The 16,076-nt window shown below is 72.9% G+C and carries 12 protein-coding genes; 4 read left to right on the top strand and 8 right to left on the bottom strand.

Annotation, left to right across the window (positions count from 1 at the left end; translation table 11 throughout):
- Nucleotides 1-24 precede the first annotated feature (24 nt).
- From AC0KTA_RS08270 to AC0KTA_RS08250, 5 genes are all read right to left on the bottom strand, one after another.
- On the bottom strand, nt 25-2,154 hold the full coding sequence (locus AC0KTA_RS08270; RefSeq protein ID WP_481054466.1) for a 3-hydroxyacyl-CoA dehydrogenase NAD-binding domain-containing protein: 2,130 nt from the start codon (nt 2,152-2,154) through the stop codon (nt 25-27).
- Complete coding sequence (locus AC0KTA_RS08265) at nt 2,151-3,377, bottom strand: thiolase family protein (protein WP_481054465.1); 1,227 nt, start codon at nt 3,375-3,377, stop codon at nt 2,151-2,153. The genes AC0KTA_RS08270 and AC0KTA_RS08265 overlap by 4 nt, the downstream gene beginning before the upstream one ends.
- 747 nt (nt 3,378-4,124) lie before the next feature.
- Nucleotides 4,125-5,420, bottom strand: coding sequence for an HRDC domain-containing protein (locus AC0KTA_RS08260; protein ID WP_481054464.1), 1,296 nt, complete (start codon nt 5,418-5,420; stop codon nt 4,125-4,127).
- A gap of 78 nt (nt 5,421-5,498) precedes the next feature.
- Entirely contained in the window at nt 5,499-6,161 is a 663-nt protein-coding gene (locus AC0KTA_RS08255; RefSeq protein ID WP_016643199.1) for a response regulator transcription factor, read from the bottom strand.
- Nucleotides 6,162-6,422: 261 nt separating this feature from the next.
- On the bottom strand, nt 6,423-7,082 hold the full coding sequence (locus AC0KTA_RS08250) for a DUF3000 domain-containing protein (protein ID WP_481054463.1): 660 nt from the start codon (nt 7,080-7,082) through the stop codon (nt 6,423-6,425).
- 405 nt (nt 7,083-7,487) lie between these two features.
- Here AC0KTA_RS08250 and hemE point away from each other — a divergent pair, with 405 nt between their 5' ends.
- Nucleotides 7,488-8,555, top strand: coding sequence for a uroporphyrinogen decarboxylase (hemE, locus tag AC0KTA_RS08245; RefSeq protein WP_481054462.1), 1,068 nt, complete (start codon nt 7,488-7,490; stop codon nt 8,553-8,555).
- Between the two features lie 227 nt (nt 8,556-8,782).
- Here hemE and AC0KTA_RS08240 read toward each other — a convergent pair whose 3' ends face one another.
- Nucleotides 8,783-10,168 (bottom strand): FAD-dependent oxidoreductase, encoded by a 1,386-nt coding sequence (locus tag AC0KTA_RS08240; RefSeq protein WP_481054461.1) that lies wholly within the window; start codon nt 10,166-10,168, stop codon nt 8,783-8,785.
- An 86-nt stretch (nt 10,169-10,254) separates the two neighbouring features.
- A complete protein-coding gene (locus AC0KTA_RS08235; RefSeq protein WP_481054460.1) occupies nt 10,255-11,322 on the bottom strand; it encodes a DUF4349 domain-containing protein in 1,068 nt (355 codons plus the stop codon).
- Nucleotides 11,323-11,481: 159 nt separating this feature from the next.
- Here AC0KTA_RS08235 and hemG point away from each other — a divergent pair, with 159 nt between their 5' ends.
- The 3 genes from hemG to AC0KTA_RS08220 all read left to right on the top strand — a co-directional run bounded on the left by hemG (nt 11,482) and on the right by AC0KTA_RS08220 (nt 14,415).
- Nucleotides 11,482-13,137, top strand: a complete 1,656-nt coding sequence (hemG, locus tag AC0KTA_RS08230) for a protoporphyrinogen oxidase (protein WP_481054459.1) — start codon at nt 11,482-11,484, stop codon at nt 13,135-13,137.
- Between the two features lie 4 nt (nt 13,138-13,141).
- On the top strand, nt 13,142-13,861 hold the full coding sequence (hemQ, locus tag AC0KTA_RS08225) for a hydrogen peroxide-dependent heme synthase (RefSeq protein ID WP_481054458.1): 720 nt from the start codon (nt 13,142-13,144) through the stop codon (nt 13,859-13,861).
- 179 nt (nt 13,862-14,040) lie between these two features.
- A complete protein-coding gene (locus tag AC0KTA_RS08220) occupies nt 14,041-14,415 on the top strand; it encodes an RNHCP domain-containing protein (protein WP_481054457.1) in 375 nt (124 codons plus the stop codon).
- A gap of 4 nt (nt 14,416-14,419) precedes the next feature.
- Here the strand turns inward: AC0KTA_RS08220 and AC0KTA_RS08215 are convergent, their stop codons facing one another.
- Complete coding sequence (locus AC0KTA_RS08215; protein ID WP_481054456.1) at nt 14,420-16,036, bottom strand: alpha/beta hydrolase; 1,617 nt, start codon at nt 16,034-16,036, stop codon at nt 14,420-14,422.
- Between the last annotated feature and the right edge of the window lie 40 nt (nt 16,037-16,076).

The following is a 16,076-nucleotide window of genomic DNA, read 5'->3' as shown; positions in this document are numbered from 1 at the left end:
GGGCACCTTCAGCGCTCGGCCCGGCTAGGCGGGCACGCTCGCGATCCCCTGCTCCAGGAACCGCTTGCCGTTGACGCGCTCGCTGACGCCCTCGCGGTCCAGGTACGGCGTGATGCCGCCCAGGTGGAAGGGCCAGCCCGCGCCGGTGATCAGGCACAGGTCGATGTCCTGCGCCTCGGCGACGACGCCCTCGTCGAGCATGAGCCCGATCTCCTGGGCGACGGCGTCGAGCACGCGGGCGCGCACCTGCTCCTCGGTGAGCACCGAGTCGCCCTGCTTCAGCAGCGCGGCGACCTCCGGGTCCAGCTCCGGCTTGCCGCTGTCGTACACGTAGAAGCCGCGCTTGCCCGCCTCGACGACGGCCTTCAGGTTCGGCGACACCGTGAAGCGGTCCGGGAAGGCCCGGTTGAGGGTCTCCGAGACGTGCAGGCCGATGGCCGGGCCGACCAGCTCGAGCAGCACCAGCGGCGACATCGGCAGGCCGAGCGGCTCGACGGCCTTCTCGGCCACCGCCACCGGCGTGCCCTCGTCGATGACGTTCTGGATCTCGCCCATGAAGCGGGTGAGGATGCGGTTCACGACGAACGCCGGGGCGTCCTTCACCAGGACCGCGGTCTTCTTCAGCTTCTTGGCGACACCGAAGGCCGTGGCCAGGGAGGCGTCGTCGGTCCGCTCGCCGCGCACGATCTCCAGGAGCGGCAGGATCGCGACCGGGTTGAAGAAGTGGAAGCCGACGACCCGCTCCGGATGCTTCAGCTTCGAGGCCATCTCCGTCACGGAGAGGGAGGAGGTGTTCGTCGCCAGGATCGCGTGCGCGGGGGCCACGGCCTCCACCTCCGCGAACACCTGCTGCTTGACGCCGATCTCCTCGAACACGGCCTCAATGATGAAGTCCGCGTCGGAGAAGCCCTCCGCCTTGTCCAGGACACCGGTGACCAGGGCCTTCAGGCGGTTCGCCTTGTCCTGGTTGATGCGGCCCTTGCCGAGCAGCTTGTCGATCTCGGCGTGGACGTAGCCCACACCCTTGTCGACGCGCTCCTGGTCGATGTCGGTCAGCACGACCGGCACCTCCAGACGGCGCAGGAAGAGCAGCGCGAGCTGCGAGGCCATCAGACCGGCGCCCACGACGCCGACCTTGGTGACCGGCCGCGCCAGATTCTTGTCCGGCGCGCCCGCCGGGCGCTTGCCGCGCTTCTGCACGAGGTTGAACGCGTAGATGCCGCTGCGCAGTTCGCCGCCCATGATGAGGTCCGCGAGCGCCGTGTCCTCGGCGTCGAAGCCCTTCTGTACGTCGCCGTCCTTGGCGGCGGCGACGATCTCCAGGGCGCGGTACGCGGCCGGGGCGGCGCCGTGCACCTTGGAGTCCGCGATGGCACGGCCGCGGGCGACCGCCGCGTCCCAGGCCTCGCCGCGGTCGATCTCGGGCCGCTCCACCTTGACGGTGCCGTTGAGGACAGAAGCCGTCCAGATCAGCGACTGCTCCAGGAAGTCCGCACCCTCGAACAGCGCGTCCGCGATGCCGAGTTCGAAGACCTGCTTGCCCTTGAGCTGCTTGTTCTGGTTCAGCGAGTTCTCGATGATGACCGAAACCGCTCGGTCCGCGCCGATCAGATTCGGCAGCAGCGTGCAGCCGCCCCAGCCCGGCACGAGCCCCAGGAAGACCTCGGGCAGCGAGAACGCGGGCAGCGCCTTGGAGACGGTGCGGTACGCGCAGTGCAGGCCGACCTCGACGCCACCGCCCATGGCGGCGCCGTTGTAGTACGCGAACGTCGGCACGGCGAGCCCGGAGAGCCGCTTGAAGACGTCGTGGCCGCCCTTGCCGATGGCGAGCGCGTCCTCGTGCCGCTTGAGGATCTCGACGCCCTTGAGGTCCGCGCCGACGGCGAAGATGAACGGCTTGCCGGTGATGCCGACGCCGACGATGGTGCCCTCGGCGGCCTCCTTCTCGACCTGGTCGATCGCGGCGTTCAGGTTCGCAAGGGAGCCAGGGCCGAAGGTGGTCGGCTTGGTGTGGTCGAAGCCGTTGTCGAGGGTGATGAGGGCGAACCGGCCCGCGCCCGCGGGCAGGTCGAGGTGACGTACGTGAGCCTGCGTCACGACCTCGTCCGGGAACAGCTCGGCCGCACCCTTCAACAGCTCAGTGGTGGTGCTCACTTGTTGCCTCCGGCGTCCTTGTGGTGCGGGTTCTCCCAGATGACCGTGGCGCCCATGCCGAAGCCGACGCACATGGTGGTCAGGCCGTAGCGGACCTCCGGCTGCTCCTCGAACTGCCGCGCCAGCTGCGTCATCAGGCGGACACCGGAGGAGGCCAGCGGGTGGCCGAAGGCGATGGCGCCGCCGTACTGGTTGACGCGGGCGTCGTCGTCGGCGATGCCGTAGTGCTTCAGGAAGGCGAGCACCTGCACGGCGAAGGCCTCGTTGATCTCGAACAGGCCGATGTCGGAGATGGACAGGCCCGCCTGGGCGAGCGCCTTCTCCGTGGCCGGGATGGGGCCGTAGCCCATGACCTCCGGCTCGACTCCCGCGAAGGAGTAGGCGACCAGCCGCATCTTGACCGGAAGCCCGTTCTCGCGGGCGAAGTCCTCGGAGGCGATGATCGAGGCGGTGGCGCCGTCGTTGAGGCCCGCCGCGTTGCCCGCGGTGACGCGTCCGTGCGTACGGAACGGCGTCTTCAGGCCTGCGAGGTTCTCCAGGGTGGTCCCCGGCCGCATGGGCTCGTCCTGGGTGGCCAGACCCCAACCGGTCTCGCCCGCCTCTTCGTTGGTGCGGCGTACGGAGATCGGCACCAGGTCCTGCTGGATCTTGCCGTTGGCGTACGCCTTGGCGGCCTTCTCCTGCGAGCGCACGGCGTACTCGTCGGCGCGGCGCTTGGTGATGGAGGGGTAGCGGTCGTGCAGGTTCTCGGCGGTCATGCCCATGAACAGGGCGGACTCGTCGACGAGCTTCTCGCTCACGAACCGGGGGTTGGGGTCGACGCCCTCGCCCATCGGGTGGCGGCCCATGTGCTCGACGCCACCGGCGATCACGGCGTCGTACGCGCCGAAGGCGATGGAGCCCGCGGTCGTGGTGACGGCCGTCAGGGCGCCCGCGCACATGCGGTCGACCGAGTAGCCCGGCACCGACTGCGGCAGCCCGGCCAGGATGCCGGCCGTGCGGCCGATGGTGAGCCCCTGGTCGCCGATCTGCGTGGTCGCCGCGACGGCGACCTCGTCGATCTTGGCCGGGTCCAGGGCCGGGTTGCGGCGCAGTAGCTCCCGGATCGCCTTGACGATCATGTCGTCGGCGCGGGTCTCGTGGTAGATGCCCTTCGGACCCGCCTTGCCGAACGGGGTGCGGACGCCGTCGACGAAGACGACGTCCCTGACGGTACGAGGCACGATGGCTCTCCTCCAGGGTGCGGTGCGCCTGCGGCGCGCTTCCTCGGTCCATGCTACTTATCAGTAACTAGCTGGCCAAGGGTGGGTCTGGGGAGGCACACATCACATGCGGTGCGCACTCTGCGGGACATGCGGTGCGCACGCCGGGGTCTGCCGCCGCCGGTCTGCCCCCGTCGTCCCAGTCGCACCGCCGCGACGATGCCGCGTGGCCGCCGCCCGTGAGGTCCCCGCAGGCCGGGGCCTGCAACCGCCCCGCCGCTCCGCGGCGGTTTTCCCACCCACCCGCCCGTGACCGCTGTCCCAGTCGCACCGCCCCTGCGGCGTGCTGCCTGGCCGCCGCCCGTGGGGTCCCCGCAGGCCGGGGGCTGCAACGGCCCCGCCGCTCCGCGGCGGTGACTGTCGTGCCAGTCGCACCGCCGCTGCCGCATGCCGCCTCCCCGCCGCTCGCGAGGTGCCCGTACGGCGAGGGCCGCGACCGCTCCGCCGCGCGGGCTCCCACCCGCCCGCCTGTGGCTGTGGTCCCGGTCGCACCCCCGGCCTGCCACCGCCCCACCGCACACGCGGGTGCGGTGGCACCGCCGTCACCCGGGACTACGGCCCCTGCCGCCGTACGCGACCGCCTGTCCCGGCCCGCACCCGCGTCCCACAGTGACGGGTGGGCGGGTGGGAAGGCCGCCGCGGAGCGGCGGGGTAAGGCGCCCCACCGCGGCGCGGAGGTGCCCTCGGCCGCGGTGCGGCCCCCGTGCGTTACGGGGCCGGTGTCGCCAGTGCCCTGGTGAGGGCCGGGGTTACCTGGGTGATTTGCCAGGGGCGGGCGCCGTGGGTGGTGAGGGCGGCGGCCACGGACTCGGGGGTGAGATCCGTGGGCGGCTCCCAGCACACGCGGCGGACGGTGTCCGGCGTGATCAGGTTCTCCTGGGGCATGTTCAGGCGCTCGGCGAGCGCCGACACCGCGGCGCGCGCCGCGGACAGCCGCGCCGCCGCGGCGGGATCGCGGTCCGCCCAGGAGCGCGGCGGCGGCGGCCCCGCCACCGCCTGCCCGGGCTGCGGCAGCTCCGCGTCCGGCAGCGCCTTGGCGCGGTCGACGGCGGCCTGCCACTGCTCGAGCTGGCGCCGCCCCATCCGGTGCCCGAACCCGGGCAGCGCGGTGAGCGCGTGCACGTTCGCGGGCACCGCGAGCGCCGCCTCCACGATGGCCCCGTCACTGAGCACCTTGCCGGGCGAGACGTCACGGCGCTGCGCGATCCGGTCCCGGGTCGTCCACAGCTCCCGTACGACCGCCATCTGCCGCCGGCGCCGCACCTTGTGCATGCCGGACGTACGCCGCCAGGGATCCTTGCGGGGCGGCGCGGGCGGCGCCGAGGCGATAGCGTCGAACTCCTCGCGGGCCCACTCCAGCTTCCCCTGCCGGTCCAGCTCCTTCTCCAGGGCGTCGCGCAGATCGACGAGAAGCTCGACGTCGAGCGCCGCGTACCGCAGCCAGGGCTCGGGGAGCGGTCGCGTCGACCAGTCGACGGCGGAGTGGCCCTTCTCCAGTACGTAGCCAAGAACGCTCTCGACCATCGCGCCAAGGCCGACCCGGGGGAACCCGGCGAGGCGCCCGGCCAGCTCCGTGTCGAAGACGGCGGACGGAACCATGCCTATTTCCCGCAGGCACGGCAGGTCCTGGGTCGCGGCGTGCAGCACCCACTCGGTGCCGGCCAGCGCCTCGCCGAGCCCGGACAGGTCGGGGCAGGCGACGGGGTCGACGAGCGCGGTGCCCGCGCCCTCGCGGCGGAGCTGGACCAGGTACGCGCGCTGGCCGTAGCGGTACCCGGAGGCCCGCTCGGCGTCCACGGCCACCGGTCCCGTACCGGTGGCAAATGCCGCGATGACCTGCGCAAGCGCTTCCTGGTCGGAGACGACCGGCGGAATGCCGTCACGCGGTTCGAGGAGAGGGGTGGGTGTCCCTTCGACGGAGACGCCTGTGACGCCTTCGTCCGGAGGAGCGCCTCCGGTGGTTCGCAGTGAGCTGTCTGCTGCGGTCTCTTGGGCGTCGGTCACCTGTCAAGGGTATCTGTGAACGCACGGCGCCCGTCGACGGAACGTTACGTCGACGGGCGGCCAGGGGGTGTAAATCGGTCAGTGGATGATTCCCGTGCGCAGGGCCACCGCCACCATTCCCGCCCGGTCGCCGGTACCGAGCTTGCGGGCGATGCGGGCGAGATGGCTCTTGACGGTCAGCGCGGACAGGCCCATCGAGACGCCGATGGCCTTGTTGGACTGCCCCTCGGCGACCAGGCGGAGCACCTCCACCTCGCGTCCCGACAGCTCGCGGTAGCCGCCCGGGTGGCTCGGGGTGCCCGGCGGACGCCGGTGCATACGGGCGGCGGCGGAGCCGATGGGGGCGGCGCCGGGTCGGGTGGGGAGCCCCACGTTCGTACGGGTGCCGGTGACGACGTAGCCCTTGACGCCGCCCGCGAGGGCGTTGCGCACGGCGCCGATGTCGTCGGCGGCGGAGAGCGCGAGTCCGTTGGGCCAGCCCGCGGCACGGGTCTCGGACAGGAGGGTCAGGCCGGAGCCGTCGGGAAGGTGGACGTCCGCGACGCAGATGTCGCGGGGGTTGCCGATGCGGGGACGAGCCTCAGCGATGGACGAGGCCTCGATGACGTCACGTACACCGAGCGCCCACAGGTGGCGGGTCACGGTGGAGCGGACGCGGGGGTCGGCCACGACGACCATGGCGGTCGGCTTGTTCGGGCGGTAGGCGACCAGGCTTGCGGGCTGCTCGAGGAGAACGGACACCAGGCCTCCTGGGGTGGCGGGACGGGGCCGGCTCGGGGATGAAGCCGGGACGAACCGTGCGTTTCAAGGTCACAGACCTCTTCGGCACCAACAGCACCCGCCTTTAGGGGATGATCACGATTTGGTGAGTAACAATTCGGGCGATTCGGACGCGTGATCGATCATCCGACGATCAACCGTTCTCACCAGGTGTGTTGCCCCCACGAACCGCGCCGCGCCCCCGGCGGCGTCAACGCCGGGGGTCACCGCCGCGCACCGCCGTCACGTGGAGCGCGGCCCCCGCCGCTGCGGCAGCGACACCACTGAGCCGTCCGCCGCCGCGGCCGGCGGCAGCCCCGCGACCTGGCACAGCAGGTCGCACCAGGCCGCCAGGTGCGCCCCGGCGTCCGGCACGCCGCCGACCGACTCGCGCGGCGTCCAGGACGCCCGGATCTCGATCTGCGAGGCGGGCGGGCGCTCCGCGAGCCCGCCGAAGTAGTGCGAACCCGCCCGTGTCACGGTCCCGCTCGGCTCGCCGCACGCCAGGCCGCGGGCCTGCAGCGCACCGGTCAGCCAGGACCAGCACACCTCGGGCAGCAGCGGGTCCGCCGCCATCTCCGGCTCCAGCTCCGCCCGCACCAGCGTCACCAGGCGGAAGGAGCCCTTCCAGGCCTCGTGCCCGGCCGGGTCGTGCAGCAGCACGAGCCTGCCGTCCGCCAGGTCCTCGTCGCCGTCGACGACGGCCGCCTCCAGTGCGTACGCGTACGGAGCGAGCCGCTTCGGCGGCGGGGTCGGATCCACCTCGATCTGCGGCCGCAGCCGTGCCCCGCGCAGCGCCTCGACCGCAGCGCGAAACGGCGGCGGACCGGCGTCCGCCACCACCCCCTGTGCGCCGTCCATCTCGCCAGCGCCGTCCGACCGTTGTCCCTGAGCCGCAGCCATGCGGGGAAGATTAAGGGGAATGGCGCCTCCGTGCAGGGAGGCGCCCCTCTCGGGGCGCGCGTTCGCTCTCCGCTTGACCCCGCGACGGGGGTGTTTGATCCCGCGGGCGGGGGCGCCGTGTGATCGCGCTCCGCGCTCGTCCTCAATCGCCGGACGGGCTCGAATGTGTCTGCCGGTGGTCTGTCTTCTGCGGGTGTCGTGTGTGTGATCGCGCTGCGCGCTCGTCCTCAATCGCCGGACGGGCTCGATACATCCCCGGCGCCGGACGGGCTCGATACATCCCCGGCGCCGGACGGGCTCGATACATCCCTGGCGCCGGACGGGCTCAATACCTCCCCGGCAGGGGACGAATCGGCAACCCGTCCCCGGCGTTCCGGTCCGTTTCGGGCGTGCGAAACTTTGGGGGTGAGTGTCAATGACGAGGCCACCGGCCGGCAGAACGCAGCTACGTATGACTCCGCATTTCTGAAGGCGTGCCGGCGGGAGCCCGTGCCGCATACGCCGGTCTGGTTCATGCGGCAGGCCGGGCGCTCACTGCCCGAGTACCGCAAGGCGCGCGAGGGCACGGCCATGCTGGAGTCCTGCATGATGCCGGAGCTGGTCACGGAGATCACGCTGCAGCCGGTGCGCCGGCACGGCGTGGACGCCGCGATCTACTTCAGCGACATCGTCGTACCGCTCAAGGCCATCGGCGTCGACCTCGACATCAAGCCGGGCGTCGGGCCCGTCGTGGAGCAGCCGATCCGCTCGCGCGCGGACCTCGCGCGGCTGCGGGACCTCACGCCCGAGGACGTCTCGTACGTCACCGAGGCCATCGGGATGCTCACCCGCGAACTGGGCGAGACGCCGCTCATCGGATTCGCCGGAGCGCCATTCACCCTCGCGAGCTACCTCGTCGAGGGCGGTCCGAGCCGCAACCACGAGCACACCAAGGCCATGATGTACGGCGACCCGCAGCTGTGGGCCGACCTGCTCGACCGGCTCGCCGAGATCACCGGCGCCTTCCTGAAGGTGCAGATCGAGGCGGGCGCGAGCGCCGTGCAGCTCTTCGACTCCTGGGTGGGCGCGCTGGCCCCCGCCGACTACCGGCGCTCCGTGCTGCCCGCGTCCGCCAAGGTCTTCGAGGCCGTGGCCGGGTACGGCGTGCCGCGCATCCACTTCGGCGTCGGCACCGGCGAGCTGCTCGGGCTGCTCGGCGAGGCCGGTGCCGACGTGGTCGGCGTGGACTGGCGGGTGCCGCTGGACGAGGCCGCCCGGCGCGTCGGGCCCGGCAAGGCGCTCCAGGGCAACCTGGACCCGGCCGTTCTCTTCGCCTCGCGCGAGGCCGTCGAGGCGAAGGCCGACGAGGTGCTCGCCGCGGCCGCCGGCCTTGAGGGGCATGTCTTCAACCTCGGTCACGGCGTGCTGCCCACCACCGACCCCGAGGCGCTGACCCGGCTCGTGGAGTACGTCCACGCGCGTACGGCTTCCTGAGGCGGCCTCGGCAGAGGGTTCGGCGACGGCCGCTCCCACCCGCCCCCCGACGGGTGGGAGTCCGGCCGCGCCGGCCCGGCCGCCTGTCGCAGTGTGTGTCCGTGCCGCTCTGCCGCGTCACATAGTGCGTCCCCGCTGTGGGGGCTGTGCCGATTCCGTGAGAAGTGGCGGAAAAGTGCGGGTGCCGGGCTCGTTCCGCTTTCGGCGGTGGACCGGACCGATGGGGGTCAGGCCCCGCCTGCCCGCACCGCCGTCACCGCCTTGCGGGCCGCCACCAGGACCGGGTCCCAGACGGGGGAGAACGGCGGGGCGTAGCCGAGGTCCAGGGCCGTCATCTGCTCGACCGTCATGCGTGCCGTGAGCGCGACGGCCGCGACGTCGACCCGCTTGCCCGCGCCCTCGCGGCCCACGATCTGGGTGCCGAGCAGGCGGCCCGTGCGGCGCTCGGCGAGCATCTTCACCGTCATCAGGGCGGCCCCGGGGTAGTACCCGGCGCGGCTCGTGGACTCGATGGTCACCGTCACGTACTGCAGGCCCGCCTCCCGCGCGTCCTTCTCGCGCAGGCCCGTACGCGCGATCTCCAGGTCGCAGACCTTGCTCACCGCGGTGCCGACGACACCGGGGAACGTCGCGTACCCGCCGCCCACGTTCGAGCCGATGACCTGCCCGTGCTTGTTGGCGTGCGTGCCGAGCGCGATGTGCCGCTCGCGGCCGGAGACCAGGTCGAGGACCTCCACGCAGTCGCCGCCCGCCCAGATCGCCCCGTCCGCGACCGGCCCGCGCACCCGCATCCCGAGGTCGGTGAGCAGCCCGCCGTGCCTCCCGAGCGGCAGCCCCGCGGCGCGGGCGAGGCCCGTCTCGGGGCGTACGCCGATCCCCAGGATCACCACGTCGGCCGGGAACTCGCGGTCGTCGGTGGCCACGGCGCGGGCCCGTCCGTCGTCGCCGGTGAGGATCTTGGTGACCTCGGCGTTGTTCACCATCGCGATGCCCATGCCCGTCATCGCCTCGTGCACGAGGCGGCCCATGTCCGGGTCGAGCGTGGACATGGGCTCCTGGCCGCGGTTGACGACCGTGACCTCGTAGCCGCGGTGGAGCAGTGCCTCGGCCATCTCGACGCCGATGTAGCCCGCGCCGATGACGACGGCGCGGCGGCCCTTCGTCCGCGTGAGCGTGTCGAGCAGCGCCTGGCCGTCGTCCAGGGTCTGCACGCCGTGCACGCCCGGCGCGTCGATGCCCGGCAGGTCCGGGCGCAGCGGCCGGGCGCCGGTGGCGATCACGAGCTTGTCGTACGCGGTCCACTCCTCGGTGCCCGAGGCGAGGTCCCGCGAGCGCACCCGCCGCTCGCGCGGGTCGATCTCGACGACTTCCGTACGCATCCGCACATCGATGGCGCGTTCCCGGTGCTCCTCGGGAGACCGCGCGATCAGGTCGTCCCGCTCCTCGACGTCGCCGCCCACCCAGTACGGGATGCCGCACGCCGAGAAGGAGGTGAAGTGGCCGCGCTCGAAGGCGACGATCTCCAGTTCCCCGGGCTTCTTCAGCCTGCGCGCCTGTGACGCGGCCGACATGCCGGCCGCGTCCCCTCCGATGACCACCAGTCGTTCACTCATGCGGACACGCTACGGGGCGGGGGCAGTTCGGGGTCCCGGTGCCGCCCCCGGCACGGCACCGGGACCCGGTCCTGCCGCCGCCCGGCTCACGAGCCGTCCGGCTCCTTCGGGTCGCCCGGAGTGACGGCGGCCGCCCCGGCCGCGGGCACCGCCACCGCCCGCCGGGCCATCCGCGGCCGCACCACCCGCAGCCACGCAAGCACCAGCAGCGCCGCGACCGCCGCGAACGGCAGGACCGCCGCGAGCGCGACCGTCACCCACCGCAGCGCCGTCACGAACGCGTCCCAGCCGCCGGACAGCGCGTCCGCGAACGCCGGGTCGTCGTCACCGCCTTCGCCCGCCGCGGCCGGCGGCGACTCGGTGAGCGTGAGCGTGATGGTGGCCATCGTCGTCCGGTCCTTGAGCGAGGACTGCTGGGCGAGCAGCGACTCCAGGTCCGCCTGACGGCTGCTCAACTCGCCCTCCAGGGACACGATGTCGCCGATCTTCGTGGCCCTGTCCATCAGCGCCCGCACCCGCGCCACGCTCGCCCGCTGCGTCTTGATCCGGCTCTCGACGTCCACGACCTGCTCGGTGACGTCCTCGGCCTTGGCGGTGCGGCTGATGAGCCGGCCCGTGCCCGCCAGGTCGGACAGCACCTGCCCGTAGCGGTCCTGCGGGACGCGCAGCACGACGCGGGAGCGGTCGTGGCCGCGCCGGTCGCGGTCGGTGGACTCGTCGCCGACCAGGCCGCCCGCGCCCTCGGCCGTCGTGCGCGCCCGCTCCAGGGCCTTCGGTACGTCCTTGACGCGCACCGTCAGCCACGCGGTGCGGATGATGTGGGTGTCCGTGGGGCGCACCGGCCCGCCCGGCTTGCGGGACTTGCCCTTCTCGGGGGTCCTGCTGTCGGCCTGGGCGCCGCCCGCGGCCTTGTCGGCCCGCCCGCCGCCCTCGTCGAGTTCGGCGCTGTCGCTCCCGGCCTCAGGACCGGCTGCCGCTTTCTTGCCGTCACCGGCACCGCTGTCGCCGTCGTCGCCGCCCGCGCCGCATCCGGCGAGCGCGAGCGCTGCGGTGAGCAGCAGGGCGGCGAGCGCGGTGAGCGGCGCGCGCTGCCGGGCGCGCCCGTGCCGTGCGCCCGTACCGCCTGGCCCTGACGTGCTGCTGGACGCGTGCATCGGCGTACCCCCGAGAGTCGTGGTGAGTGTGCTCCTACGACGCCGGGACCGGGCCGGATGTTCGGTGCCGGTGGTCCCGATGCGGTCCCGGCACGGTCACGGAGGGGACTCGTCCGGAGGGCGCGCGGGGCGTCGGGGCGGGTCTGAGACAGTGGGGATATGCGCGCAGCGGACACACGTACGGGTACGGACACCAGCACTGACGCGGACGCGGACGCGGGCACGGGCGGCGCGGGCCTCGGGCACGTCGTCGTCATCGGCGGCGGCATCGCGGGGCTCGCCGCCGCGCACCGACTGCTCGGCGCCGGAGCGCGCGTCACCGTCCTGGAGGCCTCCGACCGGCTCGGGGGGAAGCTGCGTGCCGGTGAGATCGCGGGGCTGCGCGTCGACCTCGGTGCCGAGTCGATGCTCGCCCGCCGGCCGGAGGCCGTCGCCCTCGCCCGTGAGGTGGGCCTCGCCGGCCGGTTGCAGCCGCCCGCCACCGCGAGTGCCGCGATCTGGACGCGGGGTGCGTTGCGGCCCATGCCCAAGGGGCACGTCATGGGTGTGCCCGGTGACGCTTCCGCCCTCGCCGGGGTCCTCTCCGAGGAGGGGCTGCGCCGCGTCGAGCGGGACCGGGAGCTGCCGCCCACCGAGGTGGGCGAGGACGTCGCGGTCGGGGAGTTCGTCGCGCGGCGGCTCGGGCGTGAGGTGGTCGACCGCATGGTGGAGCCGTTGCTCGGCGGGGTGTACGCGGGGGACGCCTATCGGATCTCCATGCGATCCGCGGTGCCGCAGCTCTTCGAGGTCGCCCGGTCTTACGGTTCCCTCACGGAGGGGGTGCGGGCGCTGCAGGCGCGGGCCTCGCAGAATGTGGCCGCCGGGCCCGTCTTCATGGGCATCGAGGGCGGGGTCGGCCAACTGCCGTTGGCGGTGGCCGAGTCGGTACGTGCCCGGGGCGGGACCATCCTTACGGGGACGCCTGTTACCGAACTGCGGCGGTACCGTCCTGACGCCGATTTCACGGTCCCGTCGGACAGGGGCTGTGCCCACCCGTCCCGCCCTGCGGGACGATTGCCCACAGCGGGAGACGCAGCGGCACCGGCTGCAGCGGCACGGGCCGCGGGAGCGGCCGCGCCGCTGGCGCGGGGTTCCCGTTGGCGCGTTGTTGCCGGCCGGCAGGTCTTCGACGCCGATGCCGTCGTAGTCGCTCTGCCCGCCGCTCCCGCGGCCCGGCTCCTCGCAGGGGAAGCCCCTGGTGCCGCGGCCGAGCTGCGGGGCGTCGAGTATGCCTCGATGGCGCTGATCACTCTGGCCTATCGCCGGGCCGACGTGGGGGCGCTGCCCGACGGCAGTGGGTTTCTCGTGCCGCCCGTGGACGGGCGCACCATCAAGGCGTCCACGTTCGCGAGCCAGAAGTGGGGGTGGATCGCGGAGCAGGACCCGGAGCTGTTCGTGCTGCGCACCTCCGTGGGTCGGTACGGCGACGAGAAGGACCTGGGCCGCCCGGACGGCGAGCTGGTCGACATCTCGCGGCGGGACCTGCGCGCGGCCACCGGCCTGGACGCCGCCTCCGTCGCCTCGGCCGTCACCCGCTGGGACGGCGGCCTGCCCCAGTACCCCGTCGGGCACCACGCGCGCGTGGCCCGCGTCCGCGAGCACGTGGGGCGGGTGGCGGGTCTCGCGGTGTGCGGGGCGGCGTACGACGGAGTGGGCATCCCAGCCTGCATCGCGAGTGCGTACGCGGCCGTCGACCAGCTCACCGGCGACCTTTCCGGGGTTCGCGAGCTCACCGCCCACCCGGTGCAGAGCCTCCACGGCGGCGCGGGAGAATGAAGACATGAGTGACGACGCCCCCGCCAAGATCCCGAACGCCGGCAAGAAGGCCAAGGACCTCAACGAGGTCATCCGCTACACGCTGTGGTCCGTCTTCAAGCTGCGCGACGTCCTGCCCGAGGACCGCACCGGGTACGCGGAAGAGGTCCAGGAGCTGTTCGACAAGCTCGCCGCCCGGGACATCACCGTCCGCGGCACCTACGACGTGTCCGGCCTGCGCGCCGACGCCGACATCATGATCTGGTGGCACGCCGAGACCGCCGACGAGCTGCAGGAGGCGTACAACCTCTTCCGCCGCACGAAGCTCGGCCGCGCCCTGGAGCCGGTCTGGTCGAACATGGCGCTGCACCGCCCCGCCGAGTTCAACAAGGCGCACATCCCGGCGTTCCTCGCCGACGAGACGCCCCGCAACTACGTGAGCGTCTACCCCTTCGTGCGTTCCTACGACTGGTACCTGCTGCCCGACGAGGACCGCCGCCGCATGCTCGCCGACCACGGCAAGATGGCCCGCGGCTACCCCGACGTGCGCGCCAACACGGTCGCCTCGTTCTCCCTCGGCGACTACGAATGGCTGCTCGCCTTCGAGGCGGACGAGCTGTACCGCATCGTCGACCTGATGCGGCACCTGCGCGCCTCCGAGGCCCGCATGCACGTCCGCGAGGAGGTGCCGTTCTACACCGGCCGCCGCAAGTCCGTCGCGGACCTGGTGGCCGGCCTGGCCTGAGCCGTAATTCGGTTGCCGCGCCCGCCCCGCGGGGGTTTCATCGAGAGGTCGAACCTCTGAAGTCAGAGGTCGCGTCCTTCGTTCGAACCCCCAGACGGAAAGCCGGTGTTGTATGCCCAGGGCCCTGCGGAATCTCTCGAGCTCACCCCATTCCGCATCCCTCAGGAGTTCTCTCTCCCATGTCACGCAACACCTCTCGGCGGGCGCGGACTGAAGCCCGCGCTCAGTCCTTCCGCTGCCTCCAGTGCGGCCTCGACGTATCGATGACCGCACCCGGCACCGACCACCGCAACCACTGCCCGAACTGCCTGTGGAGCCGTCACCTCGACGACACCCCCGGCGACCGGGCGGCGGACTGCGGCGCCCGGATGGAACCCCTCGCCATATCCGTACGCGGAGACGGCGAGTGGGTCCTCGTCCACCGCTGCACCCACTGCGGCGTCCTTCATGCCAATCGCACCGCGGGCGACGACAACGCCCTGCCGTTGACCCGGCTCGCCGTGCGCCCGCTGGCGCAGCCGCCGTTCCCGCTGGAGCGGCTCAGCGCGCTGTAGCGCGCTAGCGCACGTGCGGCACGGCGGTCGCGCGCCGCACCGACAGCGGTTCCGGCTCCCGGTGCGGCGCGCACTCCGCGCGGCGCACCGGGAGCCTGCCCTCCAGGAGATAAGCGTCCAGGTGGCCGTTGACGCAGGCGTTCGGGCCGCCGCCGATGCCGTGCGTGCCCGCGGCCTTCTCCGTCACCAGGACCGACCCGGCGAGCCTGCCGTGCAGCTCCAGGGCGCCCTCGTACGGCGTCGCCGCGTCCCGCTCGGCGGCCAGGATCAGGGTCGGCGGCAGGGCGCCCCGGGCGGTGCGCACGTCGACGGGCCGCTGCCGCGGCGCGGTCCAGTACGCGCACGGCAGGTTCATCCAGGCGTTGTCCCAGGTCTCGAACGGCGCGACGCGCGCGAGCCGGGAGTTGTCCCGGTCCCAGGTGCGGAAGTCCGTGGGCCAGGGGGCGTCGTTGCACTGGACGGCGGTGTAGACGGCGTTGCCGTTCTCCTCCTCGGCGGCCGCCTCCGGCTGCGGCGCGGCCTGCTCCACCAGCGGCTTCGGGTTGCCCTTCAGGAACTGCGACAGGGCCGTCGCCCGCATCGGCCAGTAGTCGTCGTAGTACGTCGCCTTCAGGATCGCCGACTGCAGCTGCGCCGTGCCGACCTTGCCGCCCGCGGGCCGGTGCGTGAGCTCCGCGCGGATCCTGTCGTACGCACGCGAGACCTCCCCGGGTGTCGCGCCCAGGCCGTACGTCTTGTGGTGCTTGGCGACCCAGCCGCGGAAGTCCGCCCAGCGCCGCTCGAACGCGAAGGACTGGTCGAGGTTGTTGGCGTACCAGACCCCGTCCGGCGCCGGATTGACCGCTGAGTCGAAGACCATGCGGCGTACGTGCGAGGGGAACAGCGTCGCGTAGACGGCGCCGAAGTACGTGCCGTACGAGGCGCCCATGAACGTCAGCTTGCGCTCGCCGAGGGCGGCGCGCAGCACGTCCAGGTCGCGGGCGTTGTTGAGGGTGGTGTAGTGGCGCAGGTCCGGACCCGCGTGCCGGGCGCAGCCGCGCGCGTACGCCTGCGCCTGCGCGACGCGCTCCGCCTTGTACGAGGCGTCGGGCAGCGTCGGGGAGTGCGTGGGGGCCTTGGTGAACTGCTTCGGGTCCTGGCAGGTGAGCGGCGCGGAGCGGCCGACACCGCGCGGGGCGTAGCCGACGAGGTCGTACGCCGCCGCGACGCGCCGCCACTCCGGCATCGGGCCGACCATCGGGAAGTACATCCCGGACGCCCCCGGCCCGCCCGGGTTGAAGACGAGCGCCCCCTGCCGCGCCACCTTCTTGCCGCCCGCCTCGCGCGTGGCCGCGACGCGGCTGACGGTCAGCCGGATCTGTTTGCCGTCGGGGTGGGCGTAGTCGAGGGGGACGGTGACCGTGCCGCACTTCACGGACGGCGGCAGGCTCTCCGTCTCGGGGCAGGGGGCGAAGCGGATGCCGGTGGTCTGGGCGCGCTGGGCGGCGAGGGCGGTGCCGAGGGCTTCGGGGGTGGGGGCGGCGGCGCCCGCGGGCGCGACGGCGAGGGCGGAAAGGACGAGGGATCCGACGGTTCCGGCGGCTCCGTACCGGGCGGCGGCTGCTGAGGCTCTGGGTCTCATCGCTGTTCTGGGTCCCTTTCGCGTGCGCACGGCTCAGGCC

This window comes from Streptomyces sp. Y309 (assembly GCF_056712025.1).
The sequence above is the reverse complement of the archived record's forward strand: the minus strand, read 5'-3'. Positions and strand labels throughout refer to the sequence as shown.